Source organism: Corynebacterium sp. c25Ua_47 (assembly GCF_039907205.1).
In the GTDB taxonomy this organism is placed as follows: Bacteria; Actinomycetota; Actinomycetes; order Mycobacteriales; family Mycobacteriaceae; genus Corynebacterium; species Corynebacterium hiratae.
The window spans coordinates 1-20,597 of sequence record NZ_JASBOH010000017.1; the positions used below are offsets into that span (position 1 = coordinate 1).

Sequence of the window (20,597 nt, forward strand, 5' to 3'; positions counted from 1 at the left end):
CTGCACACACCATGTACTCCTGCCGGTCTGGGGGTCTAAGGGCGGAGGACTCATCGATGTAGGCGACTAGCTGTGATTCCACCCTGAAATTGTAGCCTAGCCTTCAAAGACAACTTCCATATGGCGGGATGCAAGCCACGATCGCTGTGGTCAGAAAACAGCCACCAGGGAACTAGACAGCCGTTGTCTGTGTATAAGGAGAAACGATGGAGTACACCTCAAAAAACAGTTTTAGAATTACTGTCAGAGTCAGAAGGCGTTGGCACAGATGGCCCCCGGTGACCAGGGTTGTGACGACGGCTTCGGAACACCATCCGGTCAGTACTCGTGTGCACTAGGCTGAAAATGTCAGAGCTCCCGGGCGCAAGGAGACAGGGATGGACAGCAGCCACACGGACATTGCTGCGACATCACACCTGACTATGCCTGAAGCTGAGTAGGAACAGGCCTGAGCACAGGGACGGGTAATCGCTAGGTTGGCTGAGTACGAGAAAGTCGGAGTAAGCACTGCTGATGCGGTCGCCGAAGAGCTGGGATGTCCCGGCGATAGATATACCGACTTCTTACACGCCACCGCGAGGGTTCAGGGGTAGTAACTGATCTTCTCGCGGATTTTCCCGCGCGGTGCGCAGCTTGTCCCCGCTGAGCAGTGGTGGCCGGCTTTCCGTGCGGCCACGAACCCAGGCAGGCTCCAGACCGGCCTGTCTCCGCCCCCGGATCAGATCACATTCAAACTCCGCCGGGCGGGAAGATGTGGAACACTTTTCGGCCCCCGGAGGATGAGGTGCCGGTGTTTCCTGCAGCGATCGAAACTCCACTCCTCTCGTTGTGCTGACGACAGAATGCCCCTCGGGGTTGTCAGCCAGGCGGGGATTACTTGACGGTCATGCCGAATGAGTCCGCGATGGTCCGCGCGGTCTGCTTGGCGTAGGGGCCTACCCCGGTGAGCGTGGCGGATCCGGGGCCGGTCCAGTCGCCGTAACCGACCAGGTGCAGGCCCGGGTATTTTGGGGTCGTGCCGTCCAGGAGCCGGCGCACCGGCCCGAGGGACGGCCGAAACCCGGTACACCAGATCAGATGATCGGCCCGTACTTCGTTGAGGGAGTTAAACATCGGCGTTGCCGCCAACCATCCGGCGTCGCGGGCAGCGCGCACCTGAGGCAGCACGACAATGTCGCCGAGCTCCGAGTCGGCCCCTGGATCGGTCTCGCCGCGCTGGACGGCCAGGGCGCGTTGCCGGTTCCGGCGAAACAGCACCCGCCCGTCGACCTCATCGGGCATCCACCGTGGTGGATGGCGGGTATACCAGGTGACTTCGGCAACACCTGTGAGCTCGGCGGCGATCTGCGCGGCGGAGTTCGCCGCCCCCACCACAGCCACGGACGACCCCCGGAAGGGGCCCACCCCCGGATAGTTCGCCGAATGCCACTGCGTGCCGGTAAACAATCCCGGGTAGGCCGGAACGAAGGGAGTAGACCAGGTACCGGTGGCGGCTACGACATGGGGAGCCGTCCACGACCGATCACCGGCGTGGAGGCGGTAGCCTCCAGCCACCCGCTCGACGCGGTCCACGTGCACGGGGCGCTCGACGGGGATCCGGTAGCGCTGCTCATAGTCGGCAAGGTAGTCGATGACATGGTCCGACGGTGGAAACCCCTCGTAGGCTGGCATAGGCTTGCCCGGCAGGCTGGAAAACTCCGCGGTGGAAAACAACGTCATTGATGGCCACACATGCCGCCACGCCCCACCCGCATCCTCCTGATCGTCGAGGACCAGGATGTCCACGCCTGCTCGCAGCAGGTAGTAGGCGGTGGCCAGCCCCGCCTGGCCACCGCCAATAATGATCGCCTCGAAGTCTTTGCTGGTCACGTGTATGGTCATCTCCTTCTCGTCGGTGGTGATTCAGTCCATTTGCAACACGGTGCGCAGCTCCGCGAACAGCTCCGGGCGCACCTGATGGGTCACCGTCCGACCGACCCGGACCTTGTCCAATAACCCGGCCTCGGTCAACCGCTTCAGGTGGTGCGACACGGTAGGCTGACTCAATCCCGACGTCTCTGTCAGCTCCCCGACGCTGACCGGGCCGCAGCCGTCGGCCGCCAACTGCGATAGCAAACGCAGGCGGGCGGGATCGGCCAACACCTTGAACAATGTGGCGTAGCGTTCGGCCTCACCACTGGTCAAGGGGCCAGCACCCAGTGAGCAACAGTCGGACAAGTCCGCCAGCGGGAGAGTCTGCGAGAGTGTCATACCAACCATTCTATATTGACAATCATCAATATGAAAGCTACTTTTTGTATTGATGCTTGTCAATACTGTGAAAGGCTCGTATGAATATGAATGTTGATAACCGCCCACGCATGACCTTTTTAGATCGCTTCCTGCCGGTCTGGATTATTCTCGCCATGGCCGTTGGCCTACTCATCGGCCGGGTGGTCCCCGGTATTGGTGACGCCTTGGGCGCTTTAGAGGTCGGTGGGATTTCCCTGCCGATAGCGCTTGGCCTCCTGGTGATGATGTATCCGCCGCTGGCGAAGGTTCGCTACGACAAGGCCGTCGAGATCGCCGCCGATAAACGCCTGATGACGGTGTCCATCGTCCTCAACTGGCTGGTCGGTCCGGCTTTCATGTTTGCCTTGGCTTGGATCTTCCTGCCAGATCAGCCGGAACTGCGCACCGGGTTGATCATCGTCGGCCTGGCTCGGTGTATTGCGATGGTGCTCGTCTGGAGTGATCTGTCATGTGGTGACCGGGAGGCCACGGCCGTGCTGGTGGCGATTAACTCGGTGTTCCAAGTCATCATGCTCGGCGTACTCGGCTGGTTCTACCTCCAGGTCCTGCCGGCTTGGTTGGGCCTGGCGACTACCTCGGCCGAATTTTTCCTTCTGGTCGATCGTGGTTTCCGTGCTCGTATTCCTTGGCATCCCGCTGGCCACCGGAGTGGCCTCCCGGATCATCGGTGAAAAAACCAAGGGCCGTGCCTGGTACGAAAACACCTACCTGCCGAAGATCTCCCCGCTGGCACTGATCGGCCTGCTCTATACCATCGTGCTGCTGTTTTCCCTGCAGGGCGAGCAGATTACCTCCCAGCCGTGGACCGTGGCCCGCGTGGCTGTGCCGCTGCTGGCCTACTTCGTCGGCATGTTCGCCATCGCACTGATTGCTGCGAAGGCGTCGGGAATGAATTACGCCCAGTCGGCGTCGGTGTCGTTTACGGCCACGGGCAATAACTTTGAGCTGGCCATCGCCGTGGCCATCGGCACCTTCGGGGCGACCTCCGCACAGGCGCTGGCCGGTACGATCGGCCCGTTGATCGAGATCCCGGTGCTTGTCGGCCTGGTCTACACCATGCGGTGGCTGGGACCGAAACTCTTCCCCCAGGATCCGACCCTACCCGTATCCTCGACACTGTCCTCGCAGACTGCTGTATCCGAGAAGGAGAACTTCACCTCATGAGCACCCACCCAACAGTTCTGTTCGTCTGCGTCGGCAACGGCGGCAAGTCCCAGATGGCCGCAGCCCTAGCCGCTAAGCACGCTGGTGACCGGATCGAGATCCACTCCGCCGGCACGAGACCCGGCACGAAGCTCAACCCCCAGTCCGTCGAGGTCATCGCCGAGGCCGGTGCCGACATGTCCGCAGGCCACCCTAAGGGTGTAGATCCACAGCTGTTGCGCGAGGTTGACCGCGTGATCATCCTGGGAGGTGATGCCCAGCTGGAGCTTCCCGACGACGCCCACGGAACGTGCGAACGGTGGGTGACCGACGAGCCGTCCAGGAGGGGGATAGAGGGGATCGAGCGCATGCGTCTGGTCCGTGACGACATCGACACGCGTGTACGCCGGCTCGTTGCCGAGCTGCTCGAGAACTGACCACCCCACCTCACACCATCAACGCCCCCGCGCGAACTCGCGCGGGGGCGTTGATGCCTGAACTGATCATCAGCGTCGTCGGCCTGAAACCGGACATGCTGGTAGATACCAGGAGCGTGGCAGGTTAGGACTGAGCCTGCGGACGCTCCTCCTCCTGGTCACTGGTGGTGTCGGTGTCGTCGTCGGCGACGATCTCGACACTGCAGCAATCGGAGTTCGTATTCTTCGTGTGAAACAGGTCTTTGAAGCCCATGAGGGTCTCCTTTCGTTAGAGGTACGTGGTTTAGAGGATGATCGTCATCGCGTAGCCGGCCAGCATGACCGCCAGCAGAATGGTGATCACGAAGGTGGCCAACAGTTTCGGCTTGAACACTGCCGCCAACATCGAGATTTCCGGTGGCGAGGCCCCGGACCCGCCGATCATCATCGCGAAGATCGGGCCGATGGCCACCCCGGCACCCGATAAAGCCAGGGCGACCGGCAGCATCGTCTCCAGTCGGACATACAGCGGGATACCGATCGCCGCAGCCAGTGGAATCAGCCACCAGACGTTTCCACCGGCCATAAATCTCAGGCCGTCTTCGGGCACGACCCCGTAGATGAACGCACCGATGGCCACGCCGATGATCATCGGAAGGAGTATGGGGCGAAGATCGTCCTATGCCTGACGGATTGAACTTGCCTCCGAAAGTTGGACTAGTTTAACTCTAGGCGGTTAGGGTTTCAAGGGTGACGGACCTGACCCCTGTTTGGTAGACACCTGATATCCAGCCCGGTTGGGTTGGGAAGAAAGGTAATCTACCACCATGCCTAGGTACTCCGAACAGTTCAAACGTGATGCTGTGGCCCTCTATGAAAACAATGAGGACCTTTCACTTCACGCGGCTTCAGCAGAGCTTGGAGTCAATCGTTCCTCGCTTTTCTCCTGGCTTCAGCAGTACGGCACCGGCAAACGTGCCCGCACGAAGGCCATGCGCGACAAGGCCCAGGAGACGACTGATTCCGAGCGAATTCGTCAGCTAGAAAAAGAAGTCTCTAAGCTGCGCGAAGAACGCGATATTCTGCGTAAGGCCGCGAAATATTTTGCTTAAAGAGACACGCTGGTGATCCGCTTCCAGTTTGTCTATGACCACCGAACCGAGTACTCGGTCAAGCGGATGTGCCACGTGTTAAAGCTCAATCGCTCCTCGTTCTACAAATGGCTCAACACCCGTGAAAAGCGTAGGTTAAAGACGTGTTCGGATGCTCTTATTGGTGCAAGAATCAAGAGCATCTTCGATGATGAGAACGGGCTTTATGGTGCTAAACGCATCGCTGCAAGCCTCAACGACGATAAGGACTTTCCTCCGATCAATCACAAGAAGGTCGCACGCATCATGAAATCCATGGGGCTAAAAGGCTTTACTAAACGGCGTCGATGTATCACCACCAGGCGCAAGCCTGGCCACCGCGTCATGCCAGATTTAGTAGGCCGCAAATTCACAGCTGACAGGCCAAACCAGGTCTATGTAGGCGACATCACCTACCTGCCGTGTAAGAGCGGCAAGAACATGTACCTTGCCACAGTCATCGACGTCTACTCTCGCAAACTCGTCGGCCATGCACTAGCCGATCACATGCGGGTATCGCTGGTTATCGAAGCTTTATCTCATGCCAGAAAAGTCCGCGGAAGCCTTAAAGGGGCAATTTTCCATTCCGATCACGGCAGTGTGTACACCTCACAAGCATTTAGAGAGCACTGCGCTGTACTTGGTGTTCGCCAATCCATGGGAGCAGTGGGTACAAGTGCCGATAATGCCCTGGCAGAATCGTTTAACGCCAGTCTCAAGCGTGAAGTTCTGCGTGATCGGAAAGTGTTTGACAATCCCATCATCTGCCGCCAAGAAGTCTTCCGATGGTGCATGCGCTACAACACGCGCAGACGGCACTCCTGGTGCAATCTTCTAGCCCCCGATGCCTTCGAAGCACTCACATCAGCTACACTGACCCAAGCAGCATAGCTAACCCCCGACGTGTCTACTTTCCGGGGGTCAGGCCCCTCTCAGGTGCGGTCTCGTCGCCACAACCGGCGAGCGTAGCTGCAAAAACCAGAGCCATTGCTGCACAGCGTTTCTTGATGCCATCCTTTCAACCCGGCGGTGAGCTGGGTCACGTAGGCTATGGCGTTGAATCTACCGTAGGGCTTGGCGGGAGCACTAGCGCACGCGCCAAGCGCTGGCGGCCTGCTGCTGGCGCCAGTATGCGGCGAAGCGGCCATCAAGGGCGAGCAGGTCCTCGATGCTGCCGTCCTCGATGACGCGGCCGGCATCGAAGAAGATGACGCGGTCGGCCTGACGGATGGAGGACAGGCGGTGCGCGACGATGATGCGGGTGCGGGGCGTGGTCTCCGAGCTCAGGGCAGCGGCGACGGCGCGTTCGTTTTCGGTATCGAGCGCGCTGGTGGCCTCATCGACTAGCAGCACGGGGGCGCAGCTGAGCAGGGCGCGGGCGATCGAGACGCGCTGGCGCTGCCCGCCCGATAGCAGCGTGCCACCGTCGCCGACCATTGTGGCCATGCCGTCGGTGAGTTGCGCGGCAACGGCATCCACGCGCGCGAGTGCGGTGGCGCGCTCGATCTGCTCGCCGTTGGCGTGGGGATTACCGATGGAGATGTTGTCCAGCAGTGTGCCGTCAAACAGGTACGGGTCTTGGAAGATGACGGCGATGAGGGCGCGGCGGGCGGCGGGAGTGAGCTCGGCGAGGTCCGTGCCCTGGATACGGATGCTTCCGGAGGTGGGCTGGTGGAGCCCGGCCAGCAGGAACAGCAGGGTGGATTTGCCCGAGCCAGAAGGCCCGACGATCGCGGTTGTGGTGCCCGGCTGGAAGGTGAGGTTCAGGCCGTCAAGCACGGGGCGCTCGCGCGTGGCGTCATAACCGAAGGTGACGTCGGCGACCTCGATCTGGGGAGCGGTTGAGAGGGTTGGTGTCGCGGTTCCGGGGTGCTCGCGCGGTGCGGCAAGCACGGTGTGGATGGTGCGCAGTGCGTTCGTGGTCAGTTGCAAGCCGGCGGTGATATCGGCCACGAGCGCCAGGGGCTCCAAGAAGCGGACGATGACGACGATGAGCGCGATCGCGGCGGCGGGGGAAACCTCGCCGGTGACGGCGCGGCTGACCGCGAGGGCGCTGAGCGCAATGAGGGCGAGCTGGGTCAGCAGAGTGAAAACCAGCTGCTCGGGCGCGCGGTAGGCGAGCAGTCGACTCATCGCATGAGTGCGCGCGGCAAGTGCCTGGCCGACATGGCTGCTCTCGGTATCGACGCGGCGGGCGGAGCGCAACGCCTGCTGGGTGCGGGCGAACTCCAGGAGGCGCTCGGACAGCTGGGCGTGGGCGCGATCCGCGGCGGCGTCGGCGCTGCGCGCCAGGCGCATCGAGAGGGCGAGGGCGCCAAGCAGCAGCGGCAGGAACGCCAGCGCTGCAGCGCCGAGCGTCGGAGAAAACCACAGCAGGCCGATGCCGATCGCGGCCGGAAGAATAAGGGCGTTCAGCAGCGGCGTCACCAGGTAGGCGATCAACCCGACGAGTTCGGGACCGGTGGCAGCGACCGCCTGACGCGTGGTGGCCAGGTTATCGCCGGTCAGCCACTGCAATCGGATGGTGGTGATGCGCTCGGCGACGGTGTGCTGAGCGTGATCCAGCAGCACGAAGCCAACAGCGTAGGCGTGGCGGGCCGCGGCGCTATCGCACCCCCAGCCAAGCGCCGTAGCGATCGCGATCATGGCCAGAGGGCGCCAGGCATCACCCGGCTGCGAGCTGAACAGGGCCGAGATGAGCGGAATGAGGGCGAGCGCCGCTGCGGCGCGTAGCGCGATACTTAGCGCCGTGAGCGCCAGGTAGGGGGTGATATGGCGGCGCTGGGCCGGTGGCAGCAGGTTAATGAGCGTGCGGATCATGAGGTGGCCTTCGTCTCGGCGGCTGCCCAGAGTTCGGCGTAGCGACCGCCGCGTGCGAGCAGTTCCTCGTGCCGACCCTGCTCGATGATCTGGCCGCCATCGAGCACAACGATGGTATCGACGCCAGTGATGGTGTGCAGGCGGTGAGCGATGAGCAGCACGGTGCGTCCGGCGGTCAGGCGGCTGACCGCCTGCTGGACGAGGTATTCGGATTCGGGGTCGGAAAATGCCGTCGCCTCGTCCAGCACGAGGATTGGGCAGTCGGCCAGCAGCGCACGGGCGATGGTGATGCGCTGGCGTTCACCGCCGGATAGGGCGATGTCAGCGCCCAGGATCGTGTCATAGCCGTCCGGTAGGGCGAGGATGCGCTCGTGAATGTGAGCGGCGCGGGCAGCCTGCTCCACCTCGTGCCGACTGGCATCCGGGCGGGCGAGCGCGATGTTCTCGTGGACGCTGGCGCGCACCAGTTGCGGATTCTGGAAGACGAAGCCAACCCGCGAATACAGCTGTGATGCCTCGAGCGTACGAAGATCGTGGCCGCCGATGCGGATTGCGCCGTCGGTCACGTCGTAGAACCGGGCAAGCAGGCTCGCCAGGGTGGATTTACCCGCACCGGACGGGCCCACGAGCGCAGTGATGGTACCGGGCGCCAGGCGCAGCGAGACGCCCGACAGCACGGGGGTAGACGCGTCGTAGCCAAAGCTCACATCATCGAACTCGACGAGACCAGCGGGCCTCGGCGCGCTCGCCGCGTGCTCGACCTCAGGCAGCGTGGACAGCTGCTCCTGGTCGAGCATGACCTGGATCCGGCGTGCCGCGAGCATACCGTCGCGTAGCGCCTGCAGACCGTAGCCGACGCCCAGTAGCCGCGCACCGAACGTCGTGCCAAGAAAGAGGAAGGGCAGCAGCGAGATCGGATCCATCATGCCCGCGGTGATGAGCGCGGTGCCCACCACGCAGCTGAGGAACAGGAACGTCGCGGGGCGCGTGACCAGATCGATGAAGGTTTTGCGGCCGCTGAGCGGCTGCTGCCAGGATCGCAGGAAATCGAGGTAGTCTCGCAGGCTCCGGGTGAAGGGCGCGGCGGCTGCACCCCCGAAGACGCGCACGACGGCCTGCCCCTGCAGGTAGGCGTCAGCAGCGCTGGCCATCTGCTGGCGCCACTGCGGCGCCTGCACTACGCGCGGGCCCGACTGCGTCATCATGATGTACATGCCGATCAGGTAGGCGAGCACCGGCAGCAGCAGGGTGAGCGCCACCCGCCAGTCGATCACGAACAGGTAGCCCAAGACGGCCACGGGCGCGACGATGGCGCCGACCGCATCGGGCACCGCATGCGTGATGAGGTAGTGCATCGCCAGCGGGTCATCGTGCACCAGCTGCTTGATGTGCGCCGCGCTGCGGGTATCGAAAAACCCGAGGGGCACGCGTCCGAGCGTCATCAGCAGTCGGGTGCGCAGGTCCTGACTGACGCGCGCATCGACGATGTGCAGCCAGGTCATCAGCCCGGTCGTGAGTAGCGCGCCCGCGATAAGGACCAGGCCGGCCCACCAGCCCAGGCGGATGAGCGCGTCGGTGCCGGCGCCGACGAGCAGCAGCCGGGCGAGTTCGACGAGCAGGACGTAGGGGGCCAGCTGCGCGAGTGTGGCCAGCGCTTGCACGATCGCCGCCAGGATGAAGGTTGTGCGCAGCGGGGCGAGCAGGCGCCGACCGGCCTCAGCCCGCCACGTCCCGCTGATAGGCGCAGCCTCGCCGGCCGCAGGTACCTGCGCGGCGGCAGCCTCGGGCAGATCCTTGGGGCGTTTTTTGCCGAATGCCCGCCCATAACACCAGTAGGCGCGGGCTTGGATTTCGGACTTCGGGAAGCCAAAATCGTTCATCAGGCGGCGACGCACATATTTCAAGCTGTCGGACTCACACGCCACCCACGCGCTCCAGTTCGACCAGTCCCGCGCAGCCAGTCCCGCCGCCAGGCTCGCCTCATCGACGCGCGGCACCCAATGCACTCGCGCGCGCGGATGCGTGCGGATTTCCAGCATGTGGTCATCGAGCGTGTGCTCTTCCAGGTACAGTTCGACCGGCAGCTCGGATGGAAGCACCTCGAGGATTGAATTGATGGCGGGCAGCGACGCGGCATCACCAATGACGAGGTATCCGTCGGGTAGTTCCTCGGGCAGGACGAAACCCGTCGAGCCGAGCGTAGTGACCGCGATGGTATCGCCCGGCTGTGCCTGGCTTGCCCAGCTGGAGGCCGGCCCGGCGGGTTCGTGCAGCACCACGTCGATCGCGAACTCACCGGTATCCGGGTCGGCCTCGACGATGGTGTAGCCGCGCTGATGTTCCTGGTCGCTGCCGTCCGGATCGGGGAACCAGAACCGCAGCCAGGCCGTGGGCGTGAGAACGACCTCGGCAAGCAGACTTGCACTCACCAGGTGGATTCGCACGAAATGCGGGGCGAGGTAGGTCACGGCCGTGACTGTTGCGCTGTGGTCGCGCGCTCCAAATCCGCGCGTCAGCACGCCCTCAAAACCCCGTTTCGCCATGTGCATTCCCTCCTGCGCCGTGCCACAAATTAAGGTAATCCTAGCCTAAGTCGAGGGCGGGGTGCAATGCGTCGGCGCGGCGCCTAGGGCTGCAGGCTCGCCACCAGCTCGCGCACCCGAGCCTGAATCTCGTCGCGGATCACGCGCACGGTGGCAAGGTCCTGCCCAGCCGGATCGGCCAGCTGCCAATCCTCATAGCGCGTGCCGGGAAAACGGACACGCATCGCCGCAGCCCATCGTGATGACGACGTCGGAGGATTGCACGTCCTCGGCCACCAGCACCCTCGGGCGCGCCGCGGCCAGATCGATCCCGACCTCCGCCATCGCCTCTCGTACCACGGGGTTGATCGAATCAGCGGGGGCGGAGCCCGCGGGGCGGACCTCAATGCGTCCGCCGGACAGCGTCTTGGCAAAGGCCGCCGCCATCTGGGAGCGGCCTGCATTGTGAACGCACACAAACATGATCGTGGGTCGGGTCATAGCCCCATTGAACCGCAGGCGTGGGCAATGGCCAAGGCAGGGTCTAGCCTGGAAGGGTGAGCCTATGGCGCGACAAGCAGCAAGCCCGGGCGGCCGAGGTGCCGCCCTGGCTACTCACCGTCCTTGCCATGCTTTCGGTCCAACTCTCGGGAGCCTTCGCCGTTGGCTTGATCAACGACGTCGGGCCGCGCGGGGCTGCCTGGCTGCGCGTGGCCGCCGGCGCCGTCCTCATCCTGGCAATCGCGCGCCCGCGCCTGCGCGGTATGACCTGGCGTGACGCCGGTCTCGTCACCGCCCTCGGCGTCACCACCGGCTCGCTAACTTTCTTCTTTTTGCCGCAATCCAGCGCATCTAACTCGGCACCGCCATGGCTCTGGAATTCCTCGGCCCACTCGTCCTTGCCGCGCTCACAAGCACCTCGCGGCGCGCCCTTTCCTATCCCGCCCTCGCCATGATCGGCGTCGTCTTACTGACCCGGCCCTGGATCGGTAACGTCGACGTCGTCGGCATCCTGTTCGCCCTCGGCTCCGGGCTCGGGTGGGCGCTGTATATCGTCTTAACCCAACGCGTCGGTGATCGGTTTTCCGGTATCAGCGCCCTCGCCTACACCATCCCGATCGTCGCCATCGCCTACGCGCCCATCGGGCTACCCGAGGCGCTGCCGTACCTGTCCCTGCCGGTCATCGCCACGGCGCTCGGGCTCGCACTCCTGATGCCGGTCATCCCTCTCGCCTTCGAAATCGTCGCGCTGCGTGCCATGGCCCCGGCCGCCTTCGACACCCTCATGTGCTGGAGCCCGCGATCAGCGTGCTTATCGGCGCGATCGTCCTCGCCCAAGTATCGCTGCCAATCCAGGTCCTTGGCATCGTGCTCGTCGTCGCCGCCGGAATCGGCTCGGAGCGCTTCGCCGCCCGCGATGTGTCGCCCACGCCCATCACGTGGCCGGAGAGCGACGAAGCCTAGGTCAGCAGGGCCCGCACCTTCGCGTCGGTCGCCTTACCCGAGATGACCGTGCCCTTTTCAAACAGCTCGATCACCCGCGGATTGATATAGGAATCGCGCGCGATCGCCGGCGTATTGTGTAGCCACTCGGCCGTCGTCTTGATCGCCGCCGTCACGGCCCCGGGAGAGGTATCGCCCGCCTTGGCCGCGCGCGACAGGGCCTGCGCCGCGACGGCAGCGAACAGACAATCGCGACCAGTTCCTAGTGGTCCTAGGACTCTCCTCTCGTCACCCGGGCAGTTAGACACGTTGAATAAAGTCATGAGCTTTCCGGCAACCGTTCTGCGCGTTCTCGTCGCCTCCCCATCCGACGTACCCGATGCCCGAGATGCAGTCGAGGGCGCTCTGCACTCATGGAATCGACTCCACGCGACGACTCGGAATGTAGTCTTACTGCCGTGGCGGTGGGAGACCAATTCTGTACCGCTGCTCGGAGGTCACCCTCAGGAGATCATCAACACCCAGGGAGTCGACGGAGCCGACATCGTGGTCGCGCTCTTCGGCAGCCGACTCGGCTCACCAACACCAGATGCAGTGTCGGGAACAGTTGAAGAGATTGAGCGAGCAGTAAACAGCGGGAAACCGGTACACCTGTTTTTCTCAAGAGCCCCACTGCCTCATGACGTCGATACTGCGCAACTCGAGGGTCTCCGAAATTTCAAGAATGAAATCAAGGAGCGGGGACTGCTCGGAGAATTCGATGACATCCGCCAACTGGAGAACCAAGTCTGGGCTGCCGTCGAGCATGACCTAGTCAAAATCGATCTCTCCGTGGTCGGGGTGCGCCATGAGCCGCTCGGCGTCCGCTTCCGCGTCGAGTCAAAGAGCGAGCGACACGAAAAGGAAATTGACAAGCGCGGCAAGATCAAATACGAAACGAAACACTGGTTTGAGGTTACCAATACTGGTGATCTCGCTGCTGAAGCGGTGACCTTCGAAGGCCAAGCCGCATCGGGCCTTATGAGACTCCTTGTGGATGATCAGCCAATCACGCTGGAACCTGGGGTCATCTGGAAAGTGCCAGTCTCGTATTCGATGGGCACCGCAGGCACAAAGCTAACCGTTCACTGGGTCGAAGATAATGAAAAACAGTCGAAGACTTTCGACGTCCAATGAAGCGCGAGGTTACGTCGGTGAACCAGTCAGGCGGCTAAATCGTAGTTCGCGCGCGTTTGTATCCGTCGTGGCATGAAAGTTTCGTAGACGGTGCGCGAAGCACCCGGCGAGGTTAAGCCCAGATCGTCGGATTCAAAGAGAATGTCCACCATGAGACGAATCGCATCACGCGGGGTGTAGAAGGCACCCGCAGCTTTGCCCTTGGTGTTAAAGGCGCGGTACATGACGTGCTCGAACAGGTCACCCATCTGTGCGTCTGGGAGTGCCTCTACAGACATGTCAATGGTGGAGAAGTGCTTGACCACCGGCCACAGGCGGCCAGCTTGATCGAGGGTGCGCATCTTGACCGCGAAGTCGAATGCGTCCCAAATATCGCGGACGCTTTGTGAGAATGCGCCGCCGTAATCCATAAGCGAGTCGAATACGTGGTCGTCGGTTTCCGCGATTCGGGTCAAGTCCAACTGCGAGGTGTTGTAGAAGGACAACCCGAACTGTGACTGCACCTCCCAGTCCAGGTAAGCCTCACTCATGCCTTCGGCATTGAGCTTGGTGGCTAGGTCTACAACCTTGTCCTTGGTGGGAGCCAAGATGCACTCCAGTCGGCGCAGGACTGTCAGCGGCAGGATGTAGTCGCCGTAGTCCTCCGGTTCGAAGCACTCCAATCAGCTACACTGACCCGAGCCGCATAGCTAACCCCCCCCCGACGTGTCTACTTTCCGGGGTCAGGCCCTTCACGATGCTCCGTTGCTGGCCACCGTCAAGACGATCCCACTGCTCGTTCAAGGCCGCGACGATGATCGCCTGGGCGTGCACGCTGACCCCAATCTGAGTGTTCCCGATACTGCCCAGGAGCAGCGAGCCCATACGACTACTTGTTCAAGCCGGTTAGAATCCAAGCACCACCCGGATTATCCAGAGAAAAACTGAGAGCAACTGTCGTTGACTCCATGATTAAAGAAGACGGACTTGATGGAGAACACAGATCGAGAGCCTGTCGAGAGAACCTCACCCATTGTTCGCTGTCGCCCTTTCCTCTAAGAAAGAGGAAGTTTTCGTGATCGGAGAAGCCGTGTTCTGGAACAGGGGGATCATCAGCCATAAGTGTTTCTTTGACTGTTTGATACGGAGTGTATGGGCACACGAGCGAAAACTCAGTCCACTCTGGTCCGTAGAGTTCCTCCAGTGTGATGGACTCAGTAACGGGGATTGCATGTCCCGATCGTTCTACGGACGCGAGATGAGAAGCCAATGGGTCATCAAAACTACAAGAGGAGAGTAATAGGGAGACAATACTAATGAACCCTATCCGCGCCATCATGCGTCTCATTAACATAACCCCTTTCTCGTGCCTATCCTAGGAAAGTGTAGATAGCAGTCCAATGCTAGCCCAGAGGGCGCACTGGTTCAGAGTGTTTTCTTCTATGAGATCACACGCCTGGCGCACGGTACTCAACAACCGAGCAATCGCTCGCGGAGTTGCCTCCGAGATTCGCAGCGCATTCTTTGGTCACACTGAGGCCATGAACGCCCGAAACTACACGGACCTTACCGACGTTTTGGCCATGCAGTCGGCACTTGAAGGTGGTGCACTAGATGGTGCACTAGAGGGATGATTCTGGATGATTCTCAATGGTTCTAAATGATCGAAAATTCCTCTAAACAGCATGGTCAGAATCGAATAACGCCTGTTAGGCTCGAATGTAATCCGATAACCTAGAGGTCGTCGGTTCGAATCCGGCCCCCGCTACCAACTTCCAGAACCCCATCAGTCAACGTGACTGGTGGGGTTCTTCTTCGTTTTGAGGCGAGCCCGAGGCCAGCCCAGGGTTAAGGGCCAGACCTTTACCCCCAGCCCAAGCCAGAAATCCCGTGGCAAGAACTAAAGGGGATAGAGTGGGCTCACATATCAACCGCAAGGTAATGGAGGATTGTCATGTCTGCTTCGGCTCCACGCGTCTTACTCCTTGGTTTTGGCGCAATCGGGCGCCAATTGGTGACGCTTTTTGACCCATCGGAATTCGAAGTCAGTGCCTTTGTACGTGATGCTGCCACGCACCGGGAACGCGGCGCCTTGGGAGTATCCCTTTACGATGACAATCTTCCGAAGCTCATCGATGCCCACGACATCGTGGTTGAATGCGCAGGCGTTGCGGCGGCGAAAGAACACGGACCGGCGGTGATTACACGTGGCAAGGATCTGGTGTTGACTTCGGTAGGCGCTTTGGCCGATCCTGATGCGCGCCAAGCACTGTTATCTGGACCTGGGAAAGTGCATGTCACCTCTGGTGCGATCGGCGGATTCGATTTGTGGGCAGCGCTTGCAGAGTCGAATGCCGTGGACACCGTAAAGATTCGAACGACCAAGAAAGCCGAAGCCCTCATTCAAGGATGGATGAATGATGACGAGCGCGCGCAATTAGAAAACGCAACAGAACCGTTTGTACTTTTCAGCGGCAGGCCTAGTGACGCGATTGCAAAATTCCCCGGCAACGTCAATGTTTCCGTCGCTCTTGCTTGGGCAACTCGCGGCAGAGGCTCCAGCGATGACGAGTTGCTTGCGCGATCGCTTGAGCGCGTATCGGTTGAGCTCATTGCTTCTCCGAATCTGGCTGATACGCGCCATCACATCGAGGTATCAGGCTCGGCCGGTACGTTCTCTCTGGTTAGCGAATCTGCTCCCAGTCCCGTAAATCCCAAAACCTCAGCCATTACGGCGTTGTCGGTTGCGCACACTTTAAGACACGCGATGGCTCCGCTTCAGTAGCGGAGGTGGTGCCCTGCAGGGTGGAGTACTACGTCACGACAGTCACCGTAAATAAGCCCCGAAATCTTGAAGATTCGGGGCACTATTTACCGTGAACGACATTCGTCGCGAGCGTGGCTAGCGGTTGAGGCTCCTGATGACAACAACCAGAGCGATGACGAGGCCGAAAAGGACCAGAAGGCCGAGCCCTACCAAGAGGAAGGGGAAGCCGGAGAAGAGCGATGAATCATCGTTGTCTTGCGCGCGGTTCTCCGTGTCTTCTTTATCTTCTTTTTCTGCTGGCGCAGAGGGCTTCTCGGTCTCGAGCTTGACTGGTGCAAAGGTAGGCTCCGGAACGGGATCGCCCACGGCGTCTGCAACGAGGTCATAGGTCAGCACGGGAAGCTGCGTATTTTCATCAATTTCCTGGTCGGTGAGGAGCTTCTCGTAGTTGACGGCGATATATTGCTCGCCGCCCTGCCATACCTTTTCAATTCCTAGACCTCCCGCACCATCGTTGAGCGAGCCGCCATAGCGGTTGGCAAAGAGGATGGGCGCGGGGTAACTGAAATCGATTGTGCCGTCTTTAATTACGACGGCGCGGGAACCCTCCAGATCAATTTTTGCGCGTGCTTCGTTGTAGCCGGTAAGAACGAGGGAGTCACCCGGCCCGTTGTTGTCAAAGTCATCGGCCTCTTCGACCATGGAGACCGTGCCGGCAACCTGTTGCCCGTGTTCGGCAGAAATGCGATAAAAGTGCGTTTCACCAGGCACGATTTGCGCACGTACTGGCTGCTGTGGGGTGAGCTCAGCAGCGTCGGTGAACCACGTTCCGGGAGTAACCTCGGCGGGGTCACCGGACACCGTGACTGGGTCTACAGGGGTCTTTTCCTCGGCCGGATCTGGTTGGCCCTCCATGTCCGGCTCGCCAAAGCGGGTGATGGTCACTTCTACGCCGAGCTCCTCATCCTGTTTCCAATCACCTCGTCGCTCGATAATGAAGGCAAGCTCATCGGAGTCGCAGCCCTCTTCACCACCTTGGGTGCTATACAAGGTCGCTGTTTGGTATTGGTTCGGGCCGAGGTCAGTAGCGGTAGCGGTGTCGAGCTCGCAGGATAGCTCGACTGAGTCAACATCTAATTGGTGTGATCCACCTTTTCGGAAGTTATTAATACTCGGCTTTTGTGTCGTGTTGGCGCTAATCACCACGTACTCGCCTTCAGCAATAGGGGTGGTGAAGTAGGTGGTGGATTCAGCCGAGTGCCCTTTACCTTCCGTCGGAAGAAGAGTGGTGGAGAAGGCCTCTACGTCACGGTCTACCTTGGCCGGGGAACCTTCGGTTTCGCCGCCGTCAATTTCCTCCAAGTCTGACTCGTAGGCGTTGAAGGTGCGGGGTGCTGCGCGGTTCAGCTCCTTGGCCAAGCTATCGGCGTCGGAGGCGTCGGCGTAGGTGCCACCGGTGGCGTCGGCAATGCACTGCAGTTCCTGCTGTGCCTCGGGCTCAACGTTGAAGCCAACGGTGTTGATGACTAGGTCGATGCCCTGCTCCTTCAGCTCTTTCGCCACATCACACACGGGTGGCGGGGTGCAGGTGGCAACGCCATCGGAGACCAAGATGATGCTGCGCTGGCCTTCCTTTGGTAGCTCAGCGGCGGCCTTGCGTAGGGACTCGCCGATGGGCGTAAAGCCGCGCGGTTGCAGGCCATCCATATGGGCGATCATCTTCTCAGAGTTACCGGCCTCGGGTGGTGTGACCACGGTGATGTCCTGGCAACCGGCCGCCTCATCTTCGGGAGCCTCACCGGTGTTGCCGCCGTAGGTGACAAGCCCCAGAGGGGCGTCGTCCCCGGCTTCGGTGATGAAGGTGCGGGCAGCCTCCTTGGCGGCATCAATGCGGGTCTGCCCGCCGGCATCGTTGGTGATCATCGAGCCGGAGGAATCGAAGACCACCATGGTGGGGGCCATGTTGCTCGAAGAGGAACTGGAGGAATTCGTCTCTTCTTCAGCAGCGGCTACTGGAAGGAGACCTGATGCAACGGCAAGAGCGGTTGTTCCAAGAGCAGCGATCAACGCCGTTAACAGGGGCGTTAGAGAGAAGCGTGACGTGTTATCCATGTGAGCCAAGCTACATTGAACGCCTGCGTGCCGCTTGCTTTCGAAAAAGCGGTGGGGAATATCCCCCGAGCTACCTGCATGATTCTTCTTTAAAATCGCCCCCATGACAGCAGAAGACGACTTTTATGCCCTGAAGTATTCCTTCGACAGTGTCCCCATGCGCCCGATCATCGACTTTGAGGAAAGCTCCCGCCCAGATTCGCCTACCACCTCCAAGCTGTGCGGAACCCCGTACCTGCCAGAGCACGCGCAGTACCCCGAGTACGACGACGAGCCCATGTTCTTTATTGCTCAGTTCAACTTCGCTGAGTTTGAACCGCTTCCCGGTTTCCCTACGTCCGGCCTCCTTCAGCTTTTCGTACCCGGTGAGTACGGATGGGGAATGGAACTATGTAACAAGTATGTGGCGACAGGTGAACGCACTTCCACGCCCTTCGCTCGATACCTCGAAGATCTTTCCGCCCCACACGTAGGCGAGGTGCCGGAGGAAGTAGAGGATTCAGGAGAGCACCCAGCCGAAGAACCGCTGGAGGCTACGACTATCGACGGGAAGCTGAGCGAGCTGAGCGTTACCGAAAACGCGCACGAGTTTGGCCGCACCGCCTTCTGGAACAATGATCTTCGTGCCCTCCTGCGGCGCGGCGAGGACTTTGTGGATGTTCACACATACGGCTGGGACATTATTACGCGTCGCGTTATCGACGGGGAAACCACAATTGAGGCGACCAAGCTCCCCGGCGATACTAAGGACGGCCAGAAGGAAATGTTCGATGAGATTGTGGCCCGCGTTGAAGCCGAGGGGTTCAGCGTTGATCCCACCGCTGAGGAATCAGAGGAGCGCGTAAACCTCGAGGACGGGCAGTGCGAGGTTCGCCTCGGCGGCTACGCTACCTACTGGAACCCCAGCAAGCTGTCTATCGGCGATGAACACATCGCACTCGCGACTGTGGATAATGGTGGCACATTCGAATGGGGTGATGGAGGAATCGGAAACTTCTACATCCACCCCGAAGACCTCGCCGCGCGTAACTTCGACAAGGTTCTCTTCGACTGGGACTGCGGCTAAAGCGGCTGCCATCCCTATCGCTCATCCAGCGCCCGCAGATAAAACCACCGGATCAGTGCGCGCCGGGGAATATCGAGCAGCGGGCGCAGGAAGGTTAGGTGGGCGGGCTGGGAGGAGGCGTCGACAAGCAGCAGCGTGCGCCCATCCCGCAGGCGCTCCAGCGTAAAGGTTTCCTCGCCGCGCTCGATGTGGCCAGGGAGGGTGCCGTAGGTAAAGCCGCAGCGGCCCTCCTCGCGGAATACATCCACCACGCGGCAGCGAAACTCCCACGGCCCCAACCCGAGGCCGACCTCCGCGCCTTCTTCCACCGTGGCGTGGCTCGGGCGAACCCGAAAAAGACCACTGCGCTGCAGGCCCCAGCGGAACAGTTTGTCTGCGGCAGTATCGAAATCGGCGTCTATGACGCGGGACATGTGTAGCTGCGGGAAGCCCTCGGTGGAGGAATAGGACAGTGGCTCAGGCATGGGGCTTAGCCTAGTCAAACGGCCTTTAGATGATGCTTGAGAAGAGTAAAATAGGGTGTATGCAGGAGAAACAGCAACGCCTTATCGTTCCCGACTTAGCGCGTGGCACGGCGCTGTTGGGGATTGCCATGGCGAATGCTGTGCAGAGCTGGATTGTGAACGAGAGGTCCTTGGGGCCCAGCTCCACCGTGGGCGGTGTGCGCCCCAGCAGCACTTTAGACATTTTCTCCGCGGTGTTCACCGGCATGTTTGTACGTGTGCGAGGCCTGCCCATGTTCTGCATGCTGCTGGGATTCGGAATTGGTCTTATTGCGGCCAGCCTGCAGCGCAAGGGCTACACCACTAAAGAATCACGGCGCGTGCTCATCCGCCGCTACGGATTGCTGGCGCTGTTTGGTCTGGCGCATGGCTTCGTGCTTTTCGACGGCGACATCATGCTGGTCTATGGCCTCATGGGCATCGCCCTGGCGTGGTGCTTTACGCTTTCGACGCGCACGCTGCGGCGCATTGCCTACTGGTTCTTTGGCGGATATGCGGTTTTCGCTGGTTCAGGTGCGCTTGGAGCCTATTTTGGCTACTTCAATCCTCTGCCCAGTTCGCGGCCGATGACCGCTGACCTTGTTACCTTCGGCGACTACTTTGCCCGCAACCTGCGCGGTGAGGTTGCCGCCTTGGGGCAGATCCCCGTCGCCTTCGTGGGGCTAGTAGGCGCTTTGCTCATCGGGTACATCTGGGCGCGGGAGGGCGTGCTGGCCAACGTTTCTGCACACCGCCGCACTCTCATCACCTGGGTTGTTATTGCAGGTATGGTCATCGTCTTTGTGGGGCTTCCGTGGGGTCTTACTGCCGCTGGTGTCCTGCCAGCCGAATTGGAACCGGTGTTCTTCATGCTGAACCAAGCTTTCGGTTTCCTTACCGGTCCGGGGATCCTGGGAGTGTTGGCACTGCTCACGGAGAGATTCGACAACTGGGTCCCCGGGTGGGCCTATGCTTTCGTGGCGCTAGGCAAGCGCTCGATGTCCGGCTACATTGCGCAGTCGGTCTTCTTCATCATTCTGGTTACCCCAGCTGGCTTCGGGCTAGGTGCGGATGCTTCGGTGAGCGGCAAGTTAGGAATCGGTCTGTTGGTCTTTGTTCTCACGCTGCTTCTTGCCGCTCTGCTTGAGGCTTGGGGCAAGCCCGGTCCATTCGAGTGGGCACATCGCCGGCTGGCGTACGGTCCAACGGGCCGCATCGAGCCTAAATCAGCACGTACACCGGCCTGATG

The 20,597-nt window shown here is 60.9% G+C and carries 19 protein-coding genes, 1 tRNA gene and 3 pseudogenes; 11 read left to right on the top strand and 12 right to left on the bottom strand.

Annotated elements, in window-relative coordinates:
- Window positions 1–873: 873 nt before the first annotated feature.
- Both QKE52_RS12235 and QKE52_RS12240 read right to left on the bottom strand, forming a co-directional pair.
- The gene (locus tag QKE52_RS12235) at window positions 874–1,881 is read right to left on the bottom strand and encodes an ArsO family NAD(P)H-dependent flavin-containing monooxygenase (RefSeq protein ID WP_239207749.1); all 1,008 of its coding nucleotides are present in this window, start codon (window positions 1,879–1,881) and stop codon (window positions 874–876) included.
- Window positions 1,882–1,902: 21 nt separating this feature from the next.
- Window positions 1,903–2,250 carry a metalloregulator ArsR/SmtB family transcription factor gene (locus tag QKE52_RS12240; protein ID WP_301715159.1) on the bottom strand — a complete coding sequence of 116 codons (348 nt, stop codon included), beginning with the start codon at window positions 2,248–2,250 and terminating at the stop codon, window positions 1,903–1,905.
- A gap of 86 nt (window positions 2,251–2,336) precedes the next feature.
- Between QKE52_RS12240 and arsB the strand changes: the two are divergent.
- Both arsB and QKE52_RS12250 read left to right on the top strand, forming a co-directional pair.
- A pseudogene (gene arsB / locus QKE52_RS12245) lies at window positions 2,337–3,456 on the top strand (ACR3 family arsenite efflux transporter).
- The gene (locus QKE52_RS12250; RefSeq protein WP_063279266.1) at window positions 3,453–3,872 is read left to right on the top strand and encodes a low molecular weight phosphatase family protein; all 420 of its coding nucleotides are present in this window, start codon (window positions 3,453–3,455) and stop codon (window positions 3,870–3,872) included. The pseudogene arsB and the gene QKE52_RS12250 overlap by 4 nt, the downstream one beginning before the upstream one ends.
- A 124-nt stretch (window positions 3,873–3,996) precedes the next feature.
- Here the strand turns inward: QKE52_RS12250 and QKE52_RS12255 are convergent, their stop codons facing one another.
- Together QKE52_RS12255 and QKE52_RS12260 are read right to left on the bottom strand one after the other, a co-directional pair.
- Complete coding sequence (locus QKE52_RS12255) at window positions 3,997–4,125, bottom strand: hypothetical protein (RefSeq protein ID WP_347948905.1); 129 nt, start codon at window positions 4,123–4,125, stop codon at window positions 3,997–3,999.
- Between the two features lie 30 nt (window positions 4,126–4,155).
- Window positions 4,156–4,503, bottom strand: coding sequence for a permease (locus QKE52_RS12260; protein ID WP_347948906.1), 348 nt, complete (start codon window positions 4,501–4,503; stop codon window positions 4,156–4,158).
- A gap of 175 nt (window positions 4,504–4,678) precedes the next feature.
- On the opposite strand from QKE52_RS12260, the pseudogene QKE52_RS12265 reads away from it, so the two are divergent.
- Window positions 4,679–5,872: pseudogene (locus QKE52_RS12265) on the top strand (IS3 family transposase).
- Between the two features lie 195 nt (window positions 5,873–6,067).
- On the opposite strand, the gene QKE52_RS12270 reads toward QKE52_RS12265, so the two are convergent.
- From QKE52_RS12270 to QKE52_RS12280, 3 genes and pseudogenes are all read right to left on the bottom strand, one after another.
- Entirely contained in the window at window positions 6,068–7,801 is a 1,734-nt protein-coding gene (locus tag QKE52_RS12270) for an ABC transporter ATP-binding protein (RefSeq protein WP_347948907.1), read from the bottom strand.
- A complete protein-coding gene (locus tag QKE52_RS12275) occupies window positions 7,798–10,344 on the bottom strand; it encodes an ATP-binding cassette domain-containing protein (RefSeq protein WP_347948908.1) in 2,547 nt (848 codons plus the stop codon). Before QKE52_RS12275 ends, QKE52_RS12270 begins: the two co-directional genes overlap by 4 nt.
- An 83-nt stretch (window positions 10,345–10,427) precedes the next feature.
- Window positions 10,428–10,824, bottom strand: a pseudogene (locus QKE52_RS12280) (arsenate reductase ArsC).
- A gap of 56 nt (window positions 10,825–10,880) precedes the next feature.
- Between QKE52_RS12280 and QKE52_RS12285 the strand changes: the two are divergent.
- Both QKE52_RS12285 and QKE52_RS12290 read left to right on the top strand, forming a co-directional pair.
- Window positions 10,881–11,279, top strand: coding sequence for a hypothetical protein (locus tag QKE52_RS12285; RefSeq protein WP_239663651.1), 399 nt, complete (start codon window positions 10,881–10,883; stop codon window positions 11,277–11,279).
- 331 nt (window positions 11,280–11,610) lie between these two features.
- Window positions 11,611–11,787, top strand: coding sequence for a hypothetical protein (locus QKE52_RS12290; RefSeq protein ID WP_305138042.1), 177 nt, complete (start codon window positions 11,611–11,613; stop codon window positions 11,785–11,787).
- Here the strand turns inward: QKE52_RS12290 and QKE52_RS12295 are convergent.
- Window positions 11,784–12,089: a hypothetical protein gene (locus QKE52_RS12295; protein ID WP_049157405.1), complete on the bottom strand. Its 306-nt coding sequence runs from the start codon at window positions 12,087–12,089 to the stop codon at window positions 11,784–11,786. The genes QKE52_RS12290 and QKE52_RS12295 overlap by 4 nt on opposite strands.
- Here QKE52_RS12295 and QKE52_RS12300 point away from each other — a divergent pair.
- The gene (locus QKE52_RS12300; protein ID WP_185963841.1) at window positions 12,088–12,942 is read left to right on the top strand and encodes a DUF4062 domain-containing protein; all 855 of its coding nucleotides are present in this window, start codon (window positions 12,088–12,090) and stop codon (window positions 12,940–12,942) included. The genes QKE52_RS12295 and QKE52_RS12300 overlap by 2 nt on opposite strands.
- A 26-nt stretch (window positions 12,943–12,968) precedes the next feature.
- Here QKE52_RS12300 and QKE52_RS12305 read toward each other — a convergent pair whose 3' ends face one another.
- Complete coding sequence (locus QKE52_RS12305; RefSeq protein ID WP_144014151.1) at window positions 12,969–13,604, bottom strand: type I restriction-modification system subunit M N-terminal domain-containing protein; 636 nt, start codon at window positions 13,602–13,604, stop codon at window positions 12,969–12,971.
- A 206-nt stretch (window positions 13,605–13,810) separates the two neighbouring features.
- Window positions 13,811–14,041 (bottom strand): hypothetical protein, encoded by a 231-nt coding sequence (locus QKE52_RS12310; RefSeq protein ID WP_144014150.1) that lies wholly within the window; start codon window positions 14,039–14,041, stop codon window positions 13,811–13,813.
- Between the two features lie 322 nt (window positions 14,042–14,363).
- On the opposite strand from QKE52_RS12310, the gene QKE52_RS12315 reads away from it, so the two are divergent.
- The 3 genes from QKE52_RS12315 to QKE52_RS12325 all read left to right on the top strand — a co-directional run bounded on the left by QKE52_RS12315 (window position 14,364) and on the right by QKE52_RS12325 (window position 15,706).
- Entirely contained in the window at window positions 14,364–14,555 is a 192-nt protein-coding gene (locus QKE52_RS12315; RefSeq protein ID WP_347948909.1) for a hypothetical protein, read from the top strand.
- Window positions 14,546–14,692 (top strand) — tRNA-OTHER (locus QKE52_RS12320). Before QKE52_RS12315 ends, QKE52_RS12320 begins: the two co-directional genes overlap by 10 nt.
- Window positions 14,693–14,875: 183 nt before the next feature.
- Complete coding sequence (locus QKE52_RS12325) at window positions 14,876–15,706, top strand: aspartate dehydrogenase domain-containing protein (RefSeq protein ID WP_347948910.1); 831 nt, start codon at window positions 14,876–14,878, stop codon at window positions 15,704–15,706.
- A 117-nt stretch (window positions 15,707–15,823) separates the two neighbouring features.
- On the opposite strand, the gene QKE52_RS12330 is transcribed toward QKE52_RS12325, so the two are convergent.
- A complete protein-coding gene (locus QKE52_RS12330) occupies window positions 15,824–17,800 on the bottom strand; it encodes a VWA domain-containing protein (protein ID WP_347948911.1) in 1,977 nt (658 codons plus the stop codon).
- Window positions 17,801–17,903: 103 nt separating this feature from the next.
- Here QKE52_RS12330 and QKE52_RS12335 point away from each other — a divergent pair, with 103 nt between their 5' ends.
- Entirely contained in the window at window positions 17,904–18,866 is a 963-nt protein-coding gene (locus QKE52_RS12335) for a YwqG family protein (RefSeq protein ID WP_347948912.1), read from the top strand.
- Window positions 18,867–18,880: 14 nt separating this feature from the next.
- Here the strand turns inward: QKE52_RS12335 and QKE52_RS12340 are convergent, their stop codons facing one another.
- Entirely contained in the window at window positions 18,881–19,330 is a 450-nt protein-coding gene (locus QKE52_RS12340) for a DUF1990 domain-containing protein (protein WP_347948913.1), read from the bottom strand.
- A gap of 59 nt (window positions 19,331–19,389) precedes the next feature.
- On the opposite strand from QKE52_RS12340, the gene QKE52_RS12345 reads away from it, so the two are divergent.
- Window positions 19,390–20,595, top strand: a complete 1,206-nt coding sequence (locus QKE52_RS12345) for a DUF418 domain-containing protein (RefSeq protein ID WP_347948914.1) — start codon at window positions 19,390–19,392, stop codon at window positions 20,593–20,595.
- Window positions 20,596–20,597 lie beyond the last annotated feature (2 nt).